Source organism: Pseudonocardia sp. TRM90224, assembly GCF_021245725.1.
GTDB lineage: Bacteria > Actinomycetota > Actinomycetes > Mycobacteriales > Pseudonocardiaceae > Pseudonocardia.
The window spans coordinates 313,077-330,841 of the sequence record NZ_JAJGSX010000003.1; the positions used below are offsets into that span (position 1 = coordinate 313,077).

Here is a 17,765-nt window from a genome sequence, read left to right on the forward strand (position 1 = left end):
GGATCAGCTCGCCACTGCGGGGTTGACGGCGACATCGGCCTCCGTGATGGCCCCGGCTGCGCCGTTCCACTTGTCGAGGATCGACTTGTAGGTGCCGTCCTTGATCAGGGCCTGCACCGCGCCCTGGATCGCCTTCGAGTACTCACCCTTGTTCTTGCCGATCACGATGCCGTAGGGCGAGGTGGCGTACGGCTTGCCGACGACCTCGACGGCGTTGTTGGTCTGCTTGACCGCGTAGGCGACGACGGGGGAGTCGGCGAGCATGCCGACGATCCGGTTCGAGGTCAGCGCCAGCGTGACGTCGGTCTGCTGCTGCAGCTCGGTGATGGCGATCGGCGGCTGACCGCCGTCGGTGCACGCCTTGTTCTTCTCGACGATCTCCTCGGCCTGCGTCGTGCCGGCCTGCACACCGATGGCCTTGCCGCACAGCTTCTCTGGGTCGAGCTTCTCCGGGTTGCCCGGCTTCACGCCGAGGCTGGTGCCCGCCGAGTAGTAGCTGATCATGTCGACGGTCTTGATCCGCTCGGCGTTCACCGAGAACGACGAGATCGCGGCCTCGTACTTGTCGCCCTCGACGCCGGGGATGATCCCGGAGAACTGGCTGTTCTCGAACTTGGCCTCGAGGCCGAGCTTCTGCGAGACCGCGCGGGCGATCTCGACGTCCATGCCGATGATGGTGGTGCCATCGGTGTCGGTGAACTCGTTCGGCGGGTAGGACGCGTCGGTGCCCCAGGTGAGCGTGCCATCGCTGGCGAAGTTGGCCGGGACGAGCTTGGCGAGCGCGTCGTCCTTGGCCACGGCAGAGCCGGCCGCGGTCGGCGCGGCGCCGGGGGCCGTGGTGCCGCCGCTGCCGTCACCGCCCGCGCTGCAGCCTGCGAGCACGGACACGGCGAGCGCTGCGCCGGCCAGCGCGGCCGGCAGAGAGCGAGTACTGACGTGCACGACAAACCTCCGAACGGGAACGGGAGTACGCGGGGATGCTGCCACCTCGCCGGCGATTGGACATCCTTTGGACGGTCACCGTTACGTGACGTCACGCTCGGTAGTTCCGGTGACTCCACGTGTGACAGATGTGTCGAGACGGGGTACAGGGGAACCAGGACGTGCCGAACGAGCGTTGGCACGATGAACGCCCGATCCAGGAGGACCGCAATGCCCATGTTGAGGAAACTGGCCGTGCTCGCCACCGCCGCGGAGGCCGCCCGCCGCTACGCACGGGCGAACCCCGACAAGGCGGGCAAGCTGCTCGACCAAGCGGCGACCTTCGTCGACAAGCAGACGAAGGGCAAGTACCGCACCCAGATCGACGGGGTCGCGCGCAAGGCGAAGGGGGTCGCCGGCATCCCCAACACGCCGGGCAACGGCTACACGCAGGGCTACGAGAACAACGCGGGCTTCGGCAAGACGACCGAGTACAGCACCCCGCAGCCGCCCAAGCCCTCGCCGCACCAGCAGCCGAACCCCTGAACCGAACCACTGAGCCGGCGTCACGGAGGGGGCAGCTGCTCCCTCCGTGACAACTTCTTCGTGACGACCGCTCGTGACGACCGCTCGTGACGACCGCTCGTGACGACCGCTCGTGACGATACTGACGGTCCCCGCACGCCTCTCCGCATGCCAGGATGCACATGAGCGCCGGCCGGCGGTCGCCTACCCGGCACCGCCCGACCGACGAGCCCGCCCCGCGGCGGTCACGAGCCGGTCGCGGGCCCTGCGAGCAGAGGAGGCAGCTGTGTCCGTCCCGCATGCGTGGACGCCGCCGACATCGGTCGATGCGCCCACCCCGACTCCCGAACAGGTCGTCGCCGGCCTGAAGGGCACCGACGAGGGCGGCCCCGACCTCGTGCAACTGCTGACTCCCGAAGGCGAGCGGGTCAGCGATCCCCGCTTCGACGGGTACGCGGCCGATGTCGACGTCGAGTCGCTCAAGGCGCTCTACCGCGACATGGTGCTCGTGCGCAGGTTCGACCGCGAGGGCAACGCGTTGCAGCGGCAGGGCCAGGTGGGCATCTGGGTCCCGCTGCTCGGCCAGGAAGCCGCGCAGATCGGCGCCGGCCGCGCGATGCAGCCCCAGGACATGGCGTTCCCCTCCTACCGCGAGCACGGCGTGGCGTGGACGCGCGACATCGACCCCGTCGACCTCATCGGGATCTTCCGTGGCACCGATCACGGCAGCTGGGACCCGAAGGAGAAGCGGTTCCACTACTACACGATCGTCATCGGCAACCAGTGCCTCAACGCCACCGGCTACGCCATGGGCCAGAAGTTCGAGTCCAAGGTCGGTGAGGGCGCCGACGCCGAGGCCACGATCTGCTTCTTCGGCGACGGCGCGACCAGCCAGGGCGACGTGCACGAGGGGTTCGTCTGGTCGTCGGTGTACGACGCGCCCGTCGTCTTCTACTGCCAGAACAACCAGTGGGCGATCTCCGAGCCGAACGAGCGCCAGACCCGCGTCCCGCTCTACAAGCGCGCGCAGGGCTACGGCTTCCCCGGCATCCGCGTCGACGGCAACGACGTGCTCGCCTGTCTCGCCGTCACCCGCTGGGCGCTCGAGGAATGCCGCACCGGCAACGGGCCCGTGCTGATCGAGGCGTTCACCTATCGGATGGACGCGCACACCACGTCCGACGACCCGTCCCGCTACCGGCTCGCCGACGAGCTGGAGCTGTGGAAGCTGAAGGACCCGATCGAGCGGGTCAGGGTGAACCTCGTGCGCCAGCACGGCGTCGAGCAGGAGTTCTTCGACTCCGTGCAGGCCGAGTCGGACGAGCTCGCCGTCCGGTTCCGCGACCACTGCGTGAACCTGCCGCAGCCGGCGCCCGACCGGATGTTCTCCCAGGTCTACGCGGAGGGCTCGCCGAACATCGACGCTCAGCGCGAGGCGTACCTCGCGTACCACTCTTCATTCGATACCGAAGGATCGCTTGCGGGTCCGAGCATCGAGGGGGCGTGAGATGACCAGGTTGACGATCTCGAAGGCGATCAACGACGGGTTGCGCGCCGCGATGGAGCGCGATTCCAAGGTCATCGTGATGGGGGAGGACGTCGGCAAGCTCGGCGGCGTCTACCGCGTCACCGACGGGCTGCTGAAGGACTTCGGCGAGCAGCGTGTGCTCGACACCCCGCTCGCCGAGTCGGGGATCATCGGCACGGCCGTCGGGCTCGCGATCCGCGGGTTCCGGCCGGTATGCGAGATCCAGTTCGACGGCTTCGTCTTCCCCGGGTACGACCAGATCGTCTCCCAGCTCGCCAAGCTGCACTTCCGCACGCAGGGCAAGGTGCGGATGCCGGTGGTCGTCCGGATCCCGTTCGGCGGCGGCATCGGCGCGGTCGAGCACCACAGCGAGTCGCCCGAGGCGCTGTTCGCGCACGTCGCAGGCCTGAAGGTGGTGGCCTGCTCGAACCCCGCCGACGCCTACTGGATGATCCAGCAGGCGATCGCGAGCGACGACCCCGTGATCTTCTTCGAGCCGAAGCGCCGGTACTGGGAGAAGGCCGAGGTCGATCTCGATTCGGAGCCGCCGCCGCTGTTCTCGTCGAGGGTCGCCCGCAAGGGCTCGACGCTCACGCTGGTCAGCTACGGCGCACCGCTCAAGACCTGTCTGGAAGCCGCGACGGCCGCAGAGGCCGACGGACACGACCTCGAGGTGATCGACCTGCGCACGCTCTCACCGCTCGACCTCGGCCCCGTCGCCGAATCGGTCCGGCGCACCGGCCGGCTCGTCGTCGTCGCGGAGGCGCCGCCCGAGACGTCGGTCGCCGCCGAGGTCGCGGCCCGCATCCAGGAGGAGTGCTTCCACTCGCTGGAGGCGCCGGTGATCAGGGTGACCGGCTTCGACGTGCCCTACCCGCCGTCGAAGTGCGAGGACGACTTCCTGCCCGACCTCGACCGCATCCTCGACGGCGTCGACCGCTCGATGGCCTGGTGACCGCAGATGCGTAGAGAGTTCGCCATGCCCGACGTCGGTGAGGGGCTCACCGAGGCCGAGGTCGTCACGTGGCACGTCGGCCCCGGCGACACCGTCACGGTCAACCAGATCTTCGCGGAGATCGAGACGGCGAAGGCCGTGGTCGAGCTGCCCTCGCCGTGGGCGGGCAAGGTCGACGCGCTGCTCGTCGAGACCGGCCGGACCGTCGACGTCGGCACCCCGATCATCGCCATCGAGACCGCCGAGGCCGGTGCGCCCGCGGCGACTGCAGCTCATGCGGCTGCTCCTGCGGCCGACGACGAGGCCGTCGCCAACCTCGTCGGCTACGGCCCGCGGGCCGGTTCGGTCACCCGCAGGGCCCGGCGCGGCGCATCGGCAGCGCCACCGCAGGCGGCCCCGCCGACGCCCGCTGCTCCCGCCCCGGCTCCCGAGCCCGTCGCGGCCCCGGCAGCGAGCACGACGAACGGCAACGGCTCGGGCGCGCCGTCCGACGCGGTCCCGCTCGCGAAGCCACCGGTGCGCAAGCTGGCCAAGGACCTCGGGATCGACCTGCGTGCCGTCACCGGGAGCGGTGCCGGCGGCGTGATCACCCGCGCCGACCTCGAGGCGCACACCTCCGCCCCCGCCGCTCCACAGCGCGCGGCGGCGTCCGTCGGTCGGTCCGGCGGCGAGCGGCGCGAGCCGATCCGCGGGGTCCGCAAGGCCACCGCGGCGGCCGTGGTGAGCAGCGCGTTCACCGCTCCGCACGTCACCGAGTTCCTCGCGGTCGACGTGACGGAGACGATGGCGCTGCGCGACCGCCTGCGGGCCACGCGGGAGTACCGCGACGTCAAGCTGACGCCGCTGGCGTTCGTGGCGAAGGCCGTGTGCCTCGCCGCTGCGCGCACCCCCGACATCAACGCGCGGTGGGACGAGGCCGCAGGCGAGATCGTCTACTACGACCACGTCCAGCTGGGGATCGCTGCGGCGACCCCGCGCGGGCTGATCGTCCCGAAGATCCGCGATGCCGACACGTTGAACCTGCTGGAGCTCGCCGGTGCGCTCTCGGAGCTCACAGACACCGCGCGGGCCGGCAAGACGGCGCCCGCGGAGCTCACCAACGGCACGTTCACGATCACGAACATCGGGGTGTTCGGCGTCGACACGGGCACGCCGATCCTCAATCCCGGTGAGGCCGCGATCCTGGCCGTCGGCGCGATCAAGCAGACACCGTGGGTCGTCGACGGCGAGCTCGCGGTCCGGACGGTCTGCCAGCTCTCGCTCTCCTTCGACCACCGGCTGGTCGACGGCGAGCAGGGCTCGATCTTCCTCTCCGACGTCGGGAAGCTGCTGACGGATCCTGGACTCGCGCTCACCTGGTGACACCGAGTCGTGACCCGATGACGGGAGCACGAACGGCATCTCGCGCGTTACACATGTATGCCGTTCGTTCTCCTGTACCTCGTCGTCGAGATCGTCGCGCTCGTAGCGCTCGGGTCGACGATCGGTCTGTGGTGGACGCTCCTGGTGCTGCTCGGCGGATCGGTTGTCGGGCTGTGGCTCGCGCGCCGGGAGGGCGTCCGCGCGGCGCAGGCCATCGCCGAGGCGATGTCGAACCGGAAGGTGGCCCACGCCGAGCTCACCGACGGGCTGCTGGTCGCCGCGAGCGGCGTGCTGCTGTTCGTCCCGGGGCTGGTCACCGACCTCGCCGGGCTCTTGCTCCTGCTCCCGCCGGTGCGTGCGATCGTCCGGCGCCGGCTGGTGCGGGCCGCGGAGGAGCGTGCTCCTGAGCTGCGCACCGCCCGGATCCGCTCGGGCGCGACGATCGTCGAGGGCGACGTCGTCGCCGACGACCGTTCCACCGCGCACCCCGTGATCGAGGGTGTTGTCGTGCAGAAGCGCGACTCGGGCCCGGCCTGAGCGCACCCCGAGGCAGCGCCGGTTGGGGAGGGCAGGAAAGCCACTTTCCTGCCCTTGCGTGCGGAACGCACACATCCCGGCCGGCCACCACGGTCTGGGGCGGACGCGTCGGCGCTGTTCAGGAGCGGCCGCTCCACTGCGGCTCGATCGCAGCCCAGCCCGACTCCCACTGCTCGTCGTCGAGCGCGTCGAGCCTGCGGCGCCAGACGGCGACCATGAAGGCCAGCATCGCCCAGCAGGTGAGCGCCGTGGCGCAGGCCGCGATCAGCCCGACGATGGTGGGGTCGTCGTAACGCGGCTGCGGGGTCAGCGGCCGGCCGGAGCCGTCGACCACCAGCGTGATCGTGTCGCCCTCGGCGAGCCCGGCCTCGGCCCACACCTGGGCAGTCCGCAGCCGACCGTCTGCCGCGATCCACCGCGCGGGCGTCGGGACGACGGCGCCGACGGTCGCCAGCTCCGGGGCCGGCGACGGCGCCAGCAGCTCGGCCTCGACGGTCGGCTGGCCGGGCGGTGGGGTCGGCACGGTGGCGGCCGCGACGAACCCGACCAGCACGGCGATCCCGACGGCCAGTACCGCAAGTAGTGACTGTGCGCGACGCAAAGCGTGCCGAGCGCGATCAGTACTGCGCATCAGGGTGCCTGCCGGGCCAGCGGCGTCACGCGGCGTGTGGGGCTCCACGCTTGTCTTTCGCCGTACGCCCGGCAGTGTTACGACCGTTCGGCGATGGGGCCGGGAGCGGCACGTGACGGGCGGTGCGGCATGATCCGCCTCGCGACACGCCGTCGCCGACCCCCGGCTTGACTCGAACATTCGTTCGTATATAGTCGCCGAGACGTCGATCGGGTTCTCTAACGATCTCTAGCGGCTGGCGCATACACGCGCATACAAGCCGATCGACGACACGCCATCGCGCTTGCTAGCGAGTTCTACGGTTCCGGCAATAAACGCCGATACCGTCCGATGCGTGGACCCTGTGCGCAATCCGTTCGCCCCTGGAGCAGGTCAGCGCCCTCCCGAGCTCGCCGGTCGCGACCGCGAGGTCGACGCGTTCGAGATCGTGCTCGAGCGGGTTGCCCGTGGCCGGCCCGAGCGCAGCCTCGTGCTCACCGGCCTGCGAGGCGTCGGCAAGACGGTGCTGCTGGGCGAGCTGCGGTCGATGGCCGTCAAGGCGGGCTGGGGCGCCGGCAAGATCGAGGCGCGCCCGGAGGCGGACCTGCGCAGGCCGCTCTCGGCCGCGTTGCACCGCGCGATCCGCGACCTCGCCGTGCGCCATCCCAGCCCGGAACGGGTCGACGAGGTGCTCGGCGTGCTCAAGGCGTTCGCCATGCGGTCCGCGCCCGAGGGCGCGAAGCTGCGCGAGCGGTGGCAGCCGGGCATCGACGCGCCGGTCAAGAGCGGTCGAGCCGACTCCGGCGACATCGAGATCGACCTCGTCGAGCTGTTCACCGAGGTCGCGAGCCTCGCGGGCGACCTGGAGACGGGCGTTGCGATCCTCATCGACGAGATGCAGGACCTGCGCCCCGACGACGTCTCCGCGCTCTGCGCCGCGTGCCACGAGCTCTCCCAGTCGCGGATGCCGCTGGTTGTCGTCGGTGCCGGCCTGCCGCACCTGCCGGCGGTGCTCTCGGCCTCGAAGTCGTACTCGGAGCGGCTCTTCAAGTACTCCCGGATCGGCCCGCTCGACCGCGCCGACGCCGACTTCGCGCTGCTCGCGCCGGCCCAGCGGGAGGAGTCTTCGTTCGACTCCGACGCACTCGACGCGCTTTTCGAGGCGTCCAGCGGCTACCCGTACTTCGTGCAGGCGTACGGCAAGGCGGCGTGGGACGCGGCACCGCGCAGCCCGATCGGTGCGATGGACGTGAAGATGGCGGCCCCGGAGGCCGAGGCCGAGCTGGCCGTCGGGTTCTTCGGCTCGCGGTTCGAGCGTGCGACGCCCGCCGAGCGGGAATACCTGCGTGCGATGGCCGAGCTCACTGAGGGCAGGGACGAGCCGGTGGGGACGTCCGGCATCGCCGACCACCTCGAACGACGGGCGTCGTCGCTGTCACCCGCACGCGACAGCCTGATGAAGAAGGGCCTCGTGTTCTCAGCGCAGCGTGGTCAGATCGCCTTCACGGTGCCGCACTTCGGCCGGTATCTGCTCGCCCAACCCTGATACTGGTCCGTTCGAGTGAACCTGGTTTGGCGCGGTAAGAGACGTAACGTGATGCCCGTCCAGTCCGATTCCCACTACAGCCCCGCGGTGCTGTCGGACCCCCGACCTGGCAGCACCGTGGGGCCTTCCTCTTTCCGGCGGTCGCCGGGGCGCCATCGGCCGATTCGTGACAGGTCGTAGCATCAGGCCGGTGCAGGACCCCAGGCTAGAGATTCAGATGCTGCACGACCGTGTGATGGTGAAAGCGGACGGCAGCGCAGAGCGCCGTAGCAGCGCAGGGATCGTGATCCCGGCAACCGCTGAAGTCGCCAAGCGTCTGATATGGGGTGAAGTGTTCGGCGTGGGCAACCACGTCCGCACGGTCAAGGTCGGCGACCGCGTCCTGTTCGCGAGGGACGATCAGTACGAGGTCGACGTGCAGGGGGAGTCGTACCTGGTGCTCAGGGAACGAGAACTGCACGCGGTCGCCACCGAGCGAACGGAACACGGTACGGGGCTGTACCTGTGACGTGCCGGGCTGGAGGGCCCGGCGCAAGATGGTTCGAGGGGAACAGACTTCATGCCCGAGCGGCAGTCATCGCCCGGCGAGGCAACACCGCAGCCCGACAAGGGAGCTGCTGACGGGACCACGCAGTCGCCGCCCGAGGGTGAGACGGTCGCGGAACAGGTAGCGGCGCAGGTCGCCCACGATTCCGAAGCCGTCGAACCGGGCCCGGTCGCGCCGGCCGACAAACCGGCCGCCGACGCGCCCGTCGTCGCCGGCGCCGAGGTGGTCGAGCAGGCGAACGAGGACGTCGCCGAGCAGACCGCGCAGGACGAGGCCCCAGAGATGGCCCCGGAGAAGGCCCCACAGAAGGGCCCACAGAAGGGCCCGGCAAAGAGCCCGGAAAAGGGGCCGAACAGAAAGGCGCCCGCCATCCCGGCCACCGTCGTGATGCCGGCCGGCGCGCCCACGAAGCAGCCGGGGAAGCAGCCGGGCCAGCAGGCCCGACCGCGGCCGCGTCCCCGGCAGGGCCAGCCGGTCGCCGATGAGAGCCCGACGACGATGGCGCCGTCGGTCGCCTCCGCTGCCTCCGCGCAGGCCACCCAGCACCTCGATCTCGCCAAGGCCGCCGGCGAGCAGCAGCAGTCCCGGCCGGCGCCCGCCCAGCAGGCGAAACCTGCCGCGAAGTCCCGTCCGCAGCCCGGGAACACCGAGCAGAAGGTGCCAGGGCAGAAGATGCCAGGGCAGAAGGTGCCAGGGCCGAACGCGACAGGCTCGACGTGGTTCGCCGGCTCCGACGCCGAGCGGACGCAGGTGCTGCCGCGCAGCCCCGCGGGCCCGCCGGCCGCTCCCAGCCCGTCGCCCGCCAACCCGCCTGGGCCCAAACCCGCCGCGGCGACGTCGGCCGTGGCCCATTCGACCGCACCGCATTCGCCTTCATCGCGGCCCGGACCGGCGGATCCGCCGACCGAACGCATCCAGATGCGCGAGCAGCCCACGATGGTCGCCCCTCGCGAGGCGCCGCCGCAGGACCCGCCGGTCGGTCGTCCGCCCGGCGGTGGTGGCGGTGGTGGTGGCGGCGACGAGGGTGGCGGCGCCCAGCGCCCGCGCCGGCTCAAGCGTTCGCTGCTCGTCGTCGGCGGGGTGCTCGCCGCGCTCGTCGTCGGCTACGGGGCCGACCTGCTGCTCGGATCCGGATCCGTGCCGCGCGGTGTGACGGTCGCGGGGGTCGCGCTCGGTGGCCTGAACACGAACGAGGCCGAGCGGCAGCTGCGTGCCGAGGTCGAGCCGCGGACGACGCAGCCGATCGCCGTCGCGGTCGGTGAGGCGACCGCCGAGCTCGACCCGGCCCGCACCGGGCTGACCGTCGACTGGGCGGCCACGATGGCCGAGGCGAGCGCGCAGCCGCTCAACCCGATCACACGCATCACCTCGTTCTTCACCGAACGCCCGGTCGGGGTCGTCACCACCGCCGACGAGGAGGCGCTCAACGGCGCGCTCGGCGAGCTGGAGCCGATCGTCGCGAAGGCACCGGTCGAGGGCTCGGTGAAGTTCGCCGGCACGATTCCCCAGGAGATCGACCCGGTAGCGGGCCAGCAGCTGGACATCCCCGCTGCCGGGGTCGTGCTGCGCGACCACTGGGTCGACGGCGGTCCGGTCGCGCTGCCGCTCGTCGTGCTGGAGCCGACGACGAGCATCGCCGACGTCACGGCCGCGATCGACCGGGTCGCGAAGCCCGCCGTCGCGGCTTCGGTGACGGTCGTGGGCGAGAAGGACACCAAGGGCTCGCTGACCCCCACCGTGATCGCCGGGGCGTTGAGCTTCCGGCCGGATCCGGCGGGTGGCCTCGTCGCCGAGCTGAACCCCACCCTGCTCGAAGAGGCTCTGTCGCCGGCGCTGTCCGCGTCCGAGCAGGCGGGCAGGGATGCCTCGCTCGACTTCTCGACGGGCGCGCCGGTTGTCGTGCCGTCGCAGGACGGACGCGGCGTCGACTACGAGGCGACGGCGAAGCTGTTGATCCCCGTGCTGAGCGCGCCGACGCCCCGCCAGATCATGGCGGTGTACGCGGAGCAGCCCGCCGAGCTGACCACCGAGGAGCTGAACGCGCTCGGGATCACCGGCGTCATCGGCGAGTTCACCACGGGAGGGTTCGCCGCCGACTCCGGCCGCAACATCAAGCGGGCCGCCGAGCAGATCAACGGGAAGATCGTCCAGCCGGGCGAGACGTTCAGCCTCAACGCGGTGACCAACCCGCGCAACGCGGCCAACGGCTACGTCGAGGCCGGGATCATCTCCGAGGGGCACCCGTCGCGCGGCATCGGCGGCGGTGTCTCCCAGGTGGCGACCACCCTCTACAACGCGTCGTACCTGGCCGGGATGGTCAACGTCGAGCACAAGGAGCACAGCTTCTACATCAGCCGCTACCCGGCCGGTCGCGAAGCCACCGTGTTCGACGACCTCATCGACCTGAAGTTCCGCAACGACAACCCGACCGGCGTCATGATCCAGACGGTCTGGACGCCGACCTCGCTCACCATCCGGATCTACGGGACGAAGCGGTACGAGGTCACGGGAACAACCGGCCCGCGGCACGATCCGACCGACCCCAACACCGTCACGATCCCCGAAGGGGAGCCGTGCAGCACGAGCGAAGGCGCGCCCGGCTTCACGGTGACCGACACCCGCACGCTGCGCGAGATCAGCACGGGCCAGGTGCGGACCGAGGAGCGGACCGTCCGGTACAACCCGTCGCCCAAGGTGATTTGCGGGGGATGAAACACCCACGTCCGTTATAGCCCTTACGTGGGCGCAGGTCTTCCGCGATCCAGGTCACACTTCGTACTCTCGATGCTTCAACGGCGACAGGGATCGGGGGCGGTCATGCGGATCGCGGATGTTCTGCGCAACAAGGGCAGCGACGTGGCGACGGTGGAGCCGTCGGCAACGGTGGCGGAACTGATCGGGGTGCTGGCGACGCACAACGTCGGAGCGCTGCCGGTGGTGGCGGAAGGCAAGCTGATCGGCATCGTCTCCGAGCGCGACATCGTCAGGAGGCTGCACGCGGGCGGCGCCGAGCTGCTCGGGGCGGTGGTCTCCGACATCATGACCGCCGAGGTCACGACGTGCGGTCCGGGCGACGACGTCGCGGATCTCGCCAAGGTCATGACCGCCGGCCGGTTCCGGCACCTCCCGGTCGTCGTCGACGGGGAGCTCGCCGGGATCGTCAGCATCGGCGACCTCGTCAAGGCGCGCATCGACCTGCTGGAGTCCGAGCGCGAGCAGCTGCAGTCCTACATCGCGGGGTAGCTGATCGAAAACGACACCGCCGTCCACTCCAGGGAGTGGACGGCGGTGTCGTGTGCGCCTATCTCAGAACGCGGCTTCCGGGAGCTCCATCAGCGAGTTGTCGGCCTGCTCGATGATCGCGCGTTGGGCCGTGAGCTGCGGGAGGATCGTGCGGGCGAAGAACCGGGCCGAGCCGACCTTGCCCTCGTAGAACGCCGTGTCCTTGGCGGAGACCTCGCCGCCGAGCGCCGTCAGCGCGACCTCCGCCTGGCGCAGCAGCAACCAGCCGATCAGCAGGTCGCCGACGGCCATCAGCAGCCGGACGCTGTGCTGGCCGACCTTGTAGATGCTCGACGGGTCCTCCACGGAGGCCATCAGGAACCCGGTGAGCGATCCCAGCATGCCCTGGACGTCGGCGAGCGCGGTGGCGAGCAGCGCCCGCTCCTCCTTGAGCCGCCCGTTGCCGCTCTCGGCGTCGAGGAACGCCTGGATCTCGCCGGCGACGTGCCCGAGCGCCTGCCCGTTGTCGCGGACGATCTTCCGGAACAGGAGGTCGAGCGACTGGATCGCTGTGGTGCCCTCGTACAGCGAGTCGATCTTCGCGTCGCGGATGTACTGCTCGATCGGGTAGTCCTGCAGGTAGCCGGAGCCGCCGAGGGTCTGCAGCGAGAGCAGGAGCTGCTCAGAAGCCCGCTCGGAGCCGACCCCCTTGACGATCGGCAGCAGCAGGTCGTTCACGCGCTCCGCGGTCGTGACGTCCTCGCCGGCCGCCTGACCTGCGCGGATCTGGTCCTGGAAGGTCGCTGTGTAGGAGTAGACGGCGCGCAGGCCCTCCGCGTACGACTTCTGCAGCATCAGCAGTCTGCGCACGTCGGGGTGGTGCATGATCGTGACGCGCGGAGCCGTCTTGTCGAGCATCTTGGGCAGGTCGGCGCCCTGCACCCGCTCCTTCGCGTAGTCGAGCGCGGCCAGGTAACCGGCCGAGAGTGTCCCGATGGCCTTCGTGCCGACCATCATGCGGGCGTACTCGATCACGTCGAACATTTGCGCGATGCCGTCGTGCACCTCACCCAGCAGCCACCCGACCGCGGGCGTCCCGTGCTGGCCGAACGTCAGCTCGCACGTCGTGGAGGCCTTGAGGCCCATCTTGTGCTCGACGTTGGTGACGAATGCGCCGTTGCGCGCGCCCGGCTCGCCGGTCTCGGGGTCGAAGTGGAACTTCGGCACGAGGAACAGCGAGAGGCCCTTCGTGCCGGGCCGCGGCGTGATTCCCGGGCCCTCTGGCCGGGCCAGCACCAGGTGCATGATGTTCTCGGTCAGGTCGTGCTCGGCCGAGGTGATGAACCGCTTCACGCCGTCGACGTGCCACGTCCCGTCCTCCTGGAGGACGGCCTTGGTGCGCCCGGCGCCGACGTCGGAGCCCGCATCGGGCTCGGTCAGCACCATCGTGGCGCCCCAGCCACGGTCGATCATGAGCTGCGCCCAGCGCTGCTGCTCGTCGGTGCCGCGGTTGTTGATCACGGCGGCGAAGTTCGGGCCCGCCATGTACATGAACGCTGCCGGGTTGGAACCCAGGATCAGCTCGGCCGCTGCCCACTGCACGGTCGGCGGGATGCCGTAGCCGCCCAGCTCCGTCGGCAGCCCGAGGCGCCACCACTCGCCGTCCCACAGCGCCTTGTACGCGTCCTTCAGCGACTGCGGGAGCGTCACCGAGTGCGTCGCGGGATCGAAGACCGGCGGGTTGCGGTCGGCGTCCACGAACGACTCCGCGAGCGGCCCGACGGCAACGCTGTTGAGCTCCTTGAGCGTGTCGCGCGCGGTCTCGACGTCGACCTCGTCGAACGGGGCTTTGCCCATCCGGTCCTGCACGCGGAACACCTCGAAGAGGTTGAACTCGATGTCGCGCAGGTTGCTCCTGAAGTGGCCCATGCCCCTCCACCTCTCACTGACGCTGACGGCCTACCCGTCGGTAACCCAAGCGTATTACTCATCGGTAACCAGGACAAGCCGGGTCGGTCACCGAGAGGCCCCGACCGGGTGATCACACCTTCGAGCGCTCCGGTTGTGCACGGTCCGTGGAGTGCCGCATGGTTCGGGAGTTATCCAGTGATGCGGATGTGCTCAGTGGTGTGAAGGAACGCGGAGGCAAGGCGTGGGTCGAGACGAGGTGTCACGACGCCGGCTGCTCCTGGGCGGCGCCGCGATGGCCGGGACGGCCGTGCTCACCGGTGCATTCGGAACCGGTGCGGCATGGGCGTCCGGCTCGCCGCCGATCATCGACTGCGCGGGCTGGGGCGCTCGGCCCAACTCCGACGTGGTGCCGGTGTGGAACCAGCGACCGGTCCGGATCCTCGTGCACCACACGGCCACCCCGAACGTCGCCGACCTCGGCCGCGGCGCCGCCGACCAGCTCGCGAGGGCGATCCAGAACTTCCACATGGACGGCCGGGGGTGGCTCGACAGCGGACAGCACTTCACGATCAGCCGTGGCGGGTTCGTGCTCGAAGGGCGCCACCGCAGCCTCGAGGTGCTGCGCGGAGGCCGTCAGCAGGTCGAGGGCGCGCACTGCACCGGGCAGAACGTCGTCGCGGTCGGTATCGAGAACGAGGGGACGTACGTCGGGGAGGACCCGCCGGCGCAGCTGTGGAACCGGCTGCGCGAGATGTGCGCCTACCTCTGCACCCAGTACGGCATCCCGCCGACGGAGCTCTACGGACACCGCGACTTCAAGAACACCGCGTGCCCCGGCGACCGGCTCTACGGCATGATCCCGCGGCTGCGCGGCGAGGTCGCCGGAATGCTCGGCCAGCGGCTCGAAGCATGGGAGACGCAGCGCGCGAGCTGGCCGCTGCTGCGCAGGGGCGACCGCGGGCCGGTTGTCGGCGCGGCGCAGTACCTGCTGGCCGCGGTCGGCCTGCTCGACGGCGCTCCGAGCGGAGTCTTCGACACCGGCACCGATGCCGCCGTCCGCCGGTTCCAGCAGCTCACCGCGGCCGAGGAGATCAACGGCCTGCTGGGCGGCGAGTCGTGGCCGCTGCTCGCCCGCACCGTGCACAAGGGCGAGGGTGGGGCGGCCGAGCAGGCCGTGCTCGTGCTGGCGGCGGAACGCGGCGCCGAGAGCATCCCCGACACCGTCGACGCGGCCGTGTGGCAACGGCTGCTCGGCACCGACGGCGTGCCCATCGCGGTCGTGATGGATCCCGTTGGTCCACCCCGCTGAGACCGCTCGAAGAGGCCCTGGCTTGGCCTTTTCACTCCGTAGGTACTCTCGCTGGAGGCTCGATCGACATCACATCGAGACCTGGAGGGGGCGCGATTCGTGACGACACGGGCACCTGCCGGACATGAGGTGGCGGTGACGGGGTCGCCTGCCGCCCGCAGGCTGGTGCGTGACGTCGTCGTCGCGCCGGAGTCCCTGCGCCGGGTCGACGTGGTCGGACCCAGCGGCTACGGCAAGTCCGTGCTGCTCGACGCGCTGGCCGAGGCCTTCCGCGGCGCCGGCGTCACGGTGCGCCGCGAGCCGCCGGAAGACGGAGCGGCACTCGCGGAGGGTGAGGCGCTGCTCGTCGACGATGCGCACCTGCTCACGCCTGCGGAGCTGGCCGGGCTGACGGCATTCGCCGAGGCACCTGGCGGGTTCCTCGTCGTCGCACACCGGCCGTGGCCGCGCCCGGCGGGGATGGCGGCGCTCGGGGTGGCGCTCGGTGCCGCTCGCCCGCCCGTCGTGCTCACGGTGCTGGACCGCCCGGGGGTGGCCGCCCGCGCCGCTGCGTTCGTCGCGTCGGCGTCGGAGGAGCTGGTCGAGGCCGTTCACGTGCAGTCGGCCGGCATGCCGCTGCTCGTCGACCGGCTGCTCGCGGCGCTGGCCGAGCAGAGCGTTGGTGCTGAGCGGGGACGGCCGCCGGTGTTCGACCCCGCGCATCCGCCCGCCGGCCTGCTCACCCAGCTCGGTTACGCGGTGCAGGACCAGCCGCCCGGCGTGCGCTCTCTGCTGCTGTCGTGCGCGCTGGGGGCGCCGCTGGAAGCGGAAGTGCTGGTGCCCCTGCTCGAACTGCCCGAGGCGGAGGGCGCAGCGGCGCTCGACGAGCTCGTCGACGCCGCACGGGCGGCCGGCCTGCTGACGGCCGACGGCAGCACCGTGCCGCTCGTCTCGGCCGCGGTGCTGGCCAGGACGTCGCTCGCGGCGCAGGCGGAGAAGCGCCGCGCGCTCGCCGAGCTGGAGCTGCGCCGCGGCGGCAACGTCATGAGCGCGGCGCGTGGTCTGCTCGCCGGCAACGCCACCGGGGCGCGGGTCGCCACCGTGCTCGCCGCGGCGGGCGACGAAGCCCTGCGGATCGGCTCGTCGTCGGCCGGCGAGTTCTTCGCGGGCGCCGTCGAGGCCGGCACACCGTCGCTCGACCTCGCGGCCCGCCGGGCGCACGCCGCGCTCGTGAACGGTGAGCTCGACCTCGCGCTCACACAGGCCGACGCCGTGATGTCGGCACCCGACCAGGTGCCGGCCGCCGACGTGCTGCAGGCCGGCACCGTCGCCGCCGCGGTGCTGGCCCGACGCGGCATGCTCGAACGCAGCGCCGAGCTGTACCGCTGGATGGGCGCCGAGACGATGGGCAGCGGCGCTGTTGTCGCCGTGCCGGCGCTGATCGGGACCGGCGCCCTGGACGAGGCCCGCACCGTTCTGAAGGGGCCGCCCGGCTCACCGGGCTCGATGCGCCCTCCGACGCTGCTCGCCGGTGCCGAGGAGCTGATGGCCCAAGGCGTGTACGACTCGGTGGCCGGCTCCCCGACGGCAGCGCTCTCCGGGCTGACCCGGGCCGCTGCGTTGCTGGAATCGAGCCGGCGTGCGGCGCTGCTCCCCGACTCACCGGCCGCGCTCGCCGCGCTCGTCGCCGTGCACTGCGGGGAGCTGGACGTCGCGCAGTCCGTTCTGGAGCGCGCGATCAGGGTGCGGTTGGGCGGCCGGTCGGCCGCAGTGCGCCACCGCCTGCTGCTCGGGTGGATCGCGCTGTTCCGCGGGGCCACTCCGGCCGCGCGGTCGCTCCTGCAGTCCGCGGCCCCGGCCGGGCAGGAGCTGGAGCCGCGTGACGAGTTCCTCGCCGCGGCGCTCGAAGTCGCGCTCGCCCGCCGGTCCGGCGACCTCGCGGCGCTCATGCCGGCGTGGGGACGGGCGCGGGAGGCGATCGTGCGCCATCCCGTCGACCTGTTCGTGCTGCAGCAGCTCGGCGAGCTGTCGATGGCCGCGACCCGGCTGCGCGAGTCGAGCTGGGTCCGTCCGCACCTCGACGAGGCGGCCGCGCTGCTCGCCCGGCTGGGCGACCCGGCGCTGTGGGCGGCGCCGCTGCACTGGTCGGCGCTGCACGCCGCGATCCTGACCGAGGAGCGGGCGGAGGCCGCGGAGCACGCCGCCGCGCTGGAACGCACGGCGTCGGCGAGCCGCTACGCCGCCGCGATGGCGGCCGCCGCGCCGCACTGGGTCCGGCTGCTCGACGCGGACGTCGACGCGGCCGGCGTCGAGACGGCGGCGCGTGGCCTGCACGCCGTCGGGCTCTCCTGGGAGGGCGGGAAGCTCGCGGGCCAGGCCGCCATCCGCACCCGCGACCGCAAGGCGATGACCACCCTGCTCGGCTGCGCGCGTGCGCTGCAGAGCGCGGGCCCGCCCGTCCGCGCGACGGCCGCCGACCCGACCGGCGAGAACACCGACCCGACCGGGATCCCCGTGACGCCGGCCGCCCCGGCGCCGGAGACCGAAACGACGACCCCCGCGAACGACGAGGCGTCGGACGGCCCGCTGAGCGACCGCGAGCGCGAGGTGGCCGCACTCGTGCTGGAGGGGCTCACCTACAAGCAGATCGGCGAGCAGCTCTTCATCTCAGCGAAGACGGTGGAGCACCACGTCGCACGCATGCGCCAACGCCTCGGCTCCGGCAGCCGCGGCGAGCTGTTCGCGCACCTGCGTCAGATCGTCCGCACGAGCCCCGACTAGCGCCGAACTCCCCCACCGTTTTGCCTACTTAC

General features: G+C 71.3%; 14 protein-coding genes. 11 read left to right on the forward strand and 3 right to left on the reverse strand.

The features are described 5' to 3' along the window. Window positions 1-3: 3 nt before the first annotated feature. A complete protein-coding gene (locus tag LL648_RS05685; protein ID WP_232661336.1) occupies window positions 4-942 on the reverse strand; it encodes an ABC transporter substrate-binding protein in 939 nt (312 codons plus the stop codon). 216 nt (window positions 943-1,158) lie between these two features. Between LL648_RS05685 and LL648_RS45025 the strand changes: the two genes are divergently transcribed. The 5 genes from LL648_RS45025 to LL648_RS05710 all read left to right on the forward strand — a co-directional run bounded on the left by LL648_RS45025 (window position 1,159) and on the right by LL648_RS05710 (window position 5,828). Next, window positions 1,159-1,467 carry an antitoxin gene (locus LL648_RS45025; RefSeq protein WP_308190245.1) on the forward strand — a complete coding sequence of 103 codons (309 nt, stop codon included), beginning with the start codon at window positions 1,159-1,161 and terminating at the stop codon, window positions 1,465-1,467. A gap of 265 nt (window positions 1,468-1,732) precedes the next feature. Next, the gene (locus tag LL648_RS05695; protein WP_232661337.1) at window positions 1,733-2,953 is read left to right on the forward strand and encodes a thiamine pyrophosphate-dependent dehydrogenase E1 component subunit alpha; all 1,221 of its coding nucleotides are present in this window, start codon (window positions 1,733-1,735) and stop codon (window positions 2,951-2,953) included. A gap of 1 nt (window position 2,954) precedes the next feature. Then, the gene (locus LL648_RS05700; protein ID WP_232661338.1) at window positions 2,955-3,929 is read left to right on the forward strand and encodes an alpha-ketoacid dehydrogenase subunit beta; all 975 of its coding nucleotides are present in this window, start codon (window positions 2,955-2,957) and stop codon (window positions 3,927-3,929) included. A 24-nt stretch (window positions 3,930-3,953) separates the two neighbouring features. Next, on the forward strand, window positions 3,954-5,291 hold the full coding sequence (locus tag LL648_RS05705; RefSeq protein ID WP_232661339.1) for a dihydrolipoamide acetyltransferase family protein: 1,338 nt from the start codon (window positions 3,954-3,956) through the stop codon (window positions 5,289-5,291). Between the two features lie 57 nt (window positions 5,292-5,348). After that, entirely contained in the window at window positions 5,349-5,828 is a 480-nt protein-coding gene (locus tag LL648_RS05710; protein WP_232661340.1) for an FxsA family protein, read from the forward strand. Between the two features lie 118 nt (window positions 5,829-5,946). Here the strand turns inward: LL648_RS05710 and LL648_RS05715 are convergent, their stop codons facing one another. Continuing rightward, window positions 5,947-6,429 (reverse strand): hypothetical protein, encoded by a 483-nt coding sequence (locus tag LL648_RS05715; protein WP_232661341.1) that lies wholly within the window; start codon window positions 6,427-6,429, stop codon window positions 5,947-5,949. Between the two features lie 364 nt (window positions 6,430-6,793). On the opposite strand from LL648_RS05715, the gene LL648_RS05720 reads away from it, so the two are divergent. The 4 genes from LL648_RS05720 (at window position 6,794) to LL648_RS05735 (ending at window position 11,774) form a co-directional block, all read left to right on the forward strand. After that, window positions 6,794-7,984, forward strand: a complete 1,191-nt coding sequence (locus LL648_RS05720) for an ATP-binding protein (RefSeq protein WP_232661342.1) — start codon at window positions 6,794-6,796, stop codon at window positions 7,982-7,984. 190 nt (window positions 7,985-8,174) lie between these two features. Then, on the forward strand, window positions 8,175-8,492 hold the full coding sequence (locus LL648_RS05725; protein WP_232661343.1) for a GroES family chaperonin: 318 nt from the start codon (window positions 8,175-8,177) through the stop codon (window positions 8,490-8,492). Window positions 8,493-8,543: 51 nt separating this feature from the next. Beyond that, window positions 8,544-11,243 carry a VanW family protein gene (locus LL648_RS05730; protein ID WP_232661344.1) on the forward strand — a complete coding sequence of 900 codons (2,700 nt, stop codon included), beginning with the start codon at window positions 8,544-8,546 and terminating at the stop codon, window positions 11,241-11,243. Between the two features lie 105 nt (window positions 11,244-11,348). After that, on the forward strand, window positions 11,349-11,774 hold the full coding sequence (locus LL648_RS05735) for a CBS domain-containing protein (protein WP_232661345.1): 426 nt from the start codon (window positions 11,349-11,351) through the stop codon (window positions 11,772-11,774). 63 nt (window positions 11,775-11,837) lie between these two features. Here LL648_RS05735 and LL648_RS05740 read toward each other — a convergent pair whose 3' ends face one another. Then, entirely contained in the window at window positions 11,838-13,682 is a 1,845-nt protein-coding gene (locus tag LL648_RS05740; protein WP_232661346.1) for an acyl-CoA dehydrogenase, read from the reverse strand. Between the two features lie 223 nt (window positions 13,683-13,905). Here LL648_RS05740 and LL648_RS05745 point away from each other — a divergent pair, with 223 nt between their 5' ends. Continuing rightward, a complete protein-coding gene (locus LL648_RS05745) occupies window positions 13,906-14,973 on the forward strand; it encodes a peptidoglycan recognition protein family protein (RefSeq protein WP_232661347.1) in 1,068 nt (355 codons plus the stop codon). A gap of 135 nt (window positions 14,974-15,108) precedes the next feature. Continuing rightward, window positions 15,109-17,733, forward strand: coding sequence for a helix-turn-helix transcriptional regulator (locus LL648_RS45030; RefSeq protein ID WP_232661348.1), 2,625 nt, complete (start codon window positions 15,109-15,111; stop codon window positions 17,731-17,733). Window positions 17,734-17,765 lie beyond the last annotated feature (32 nt).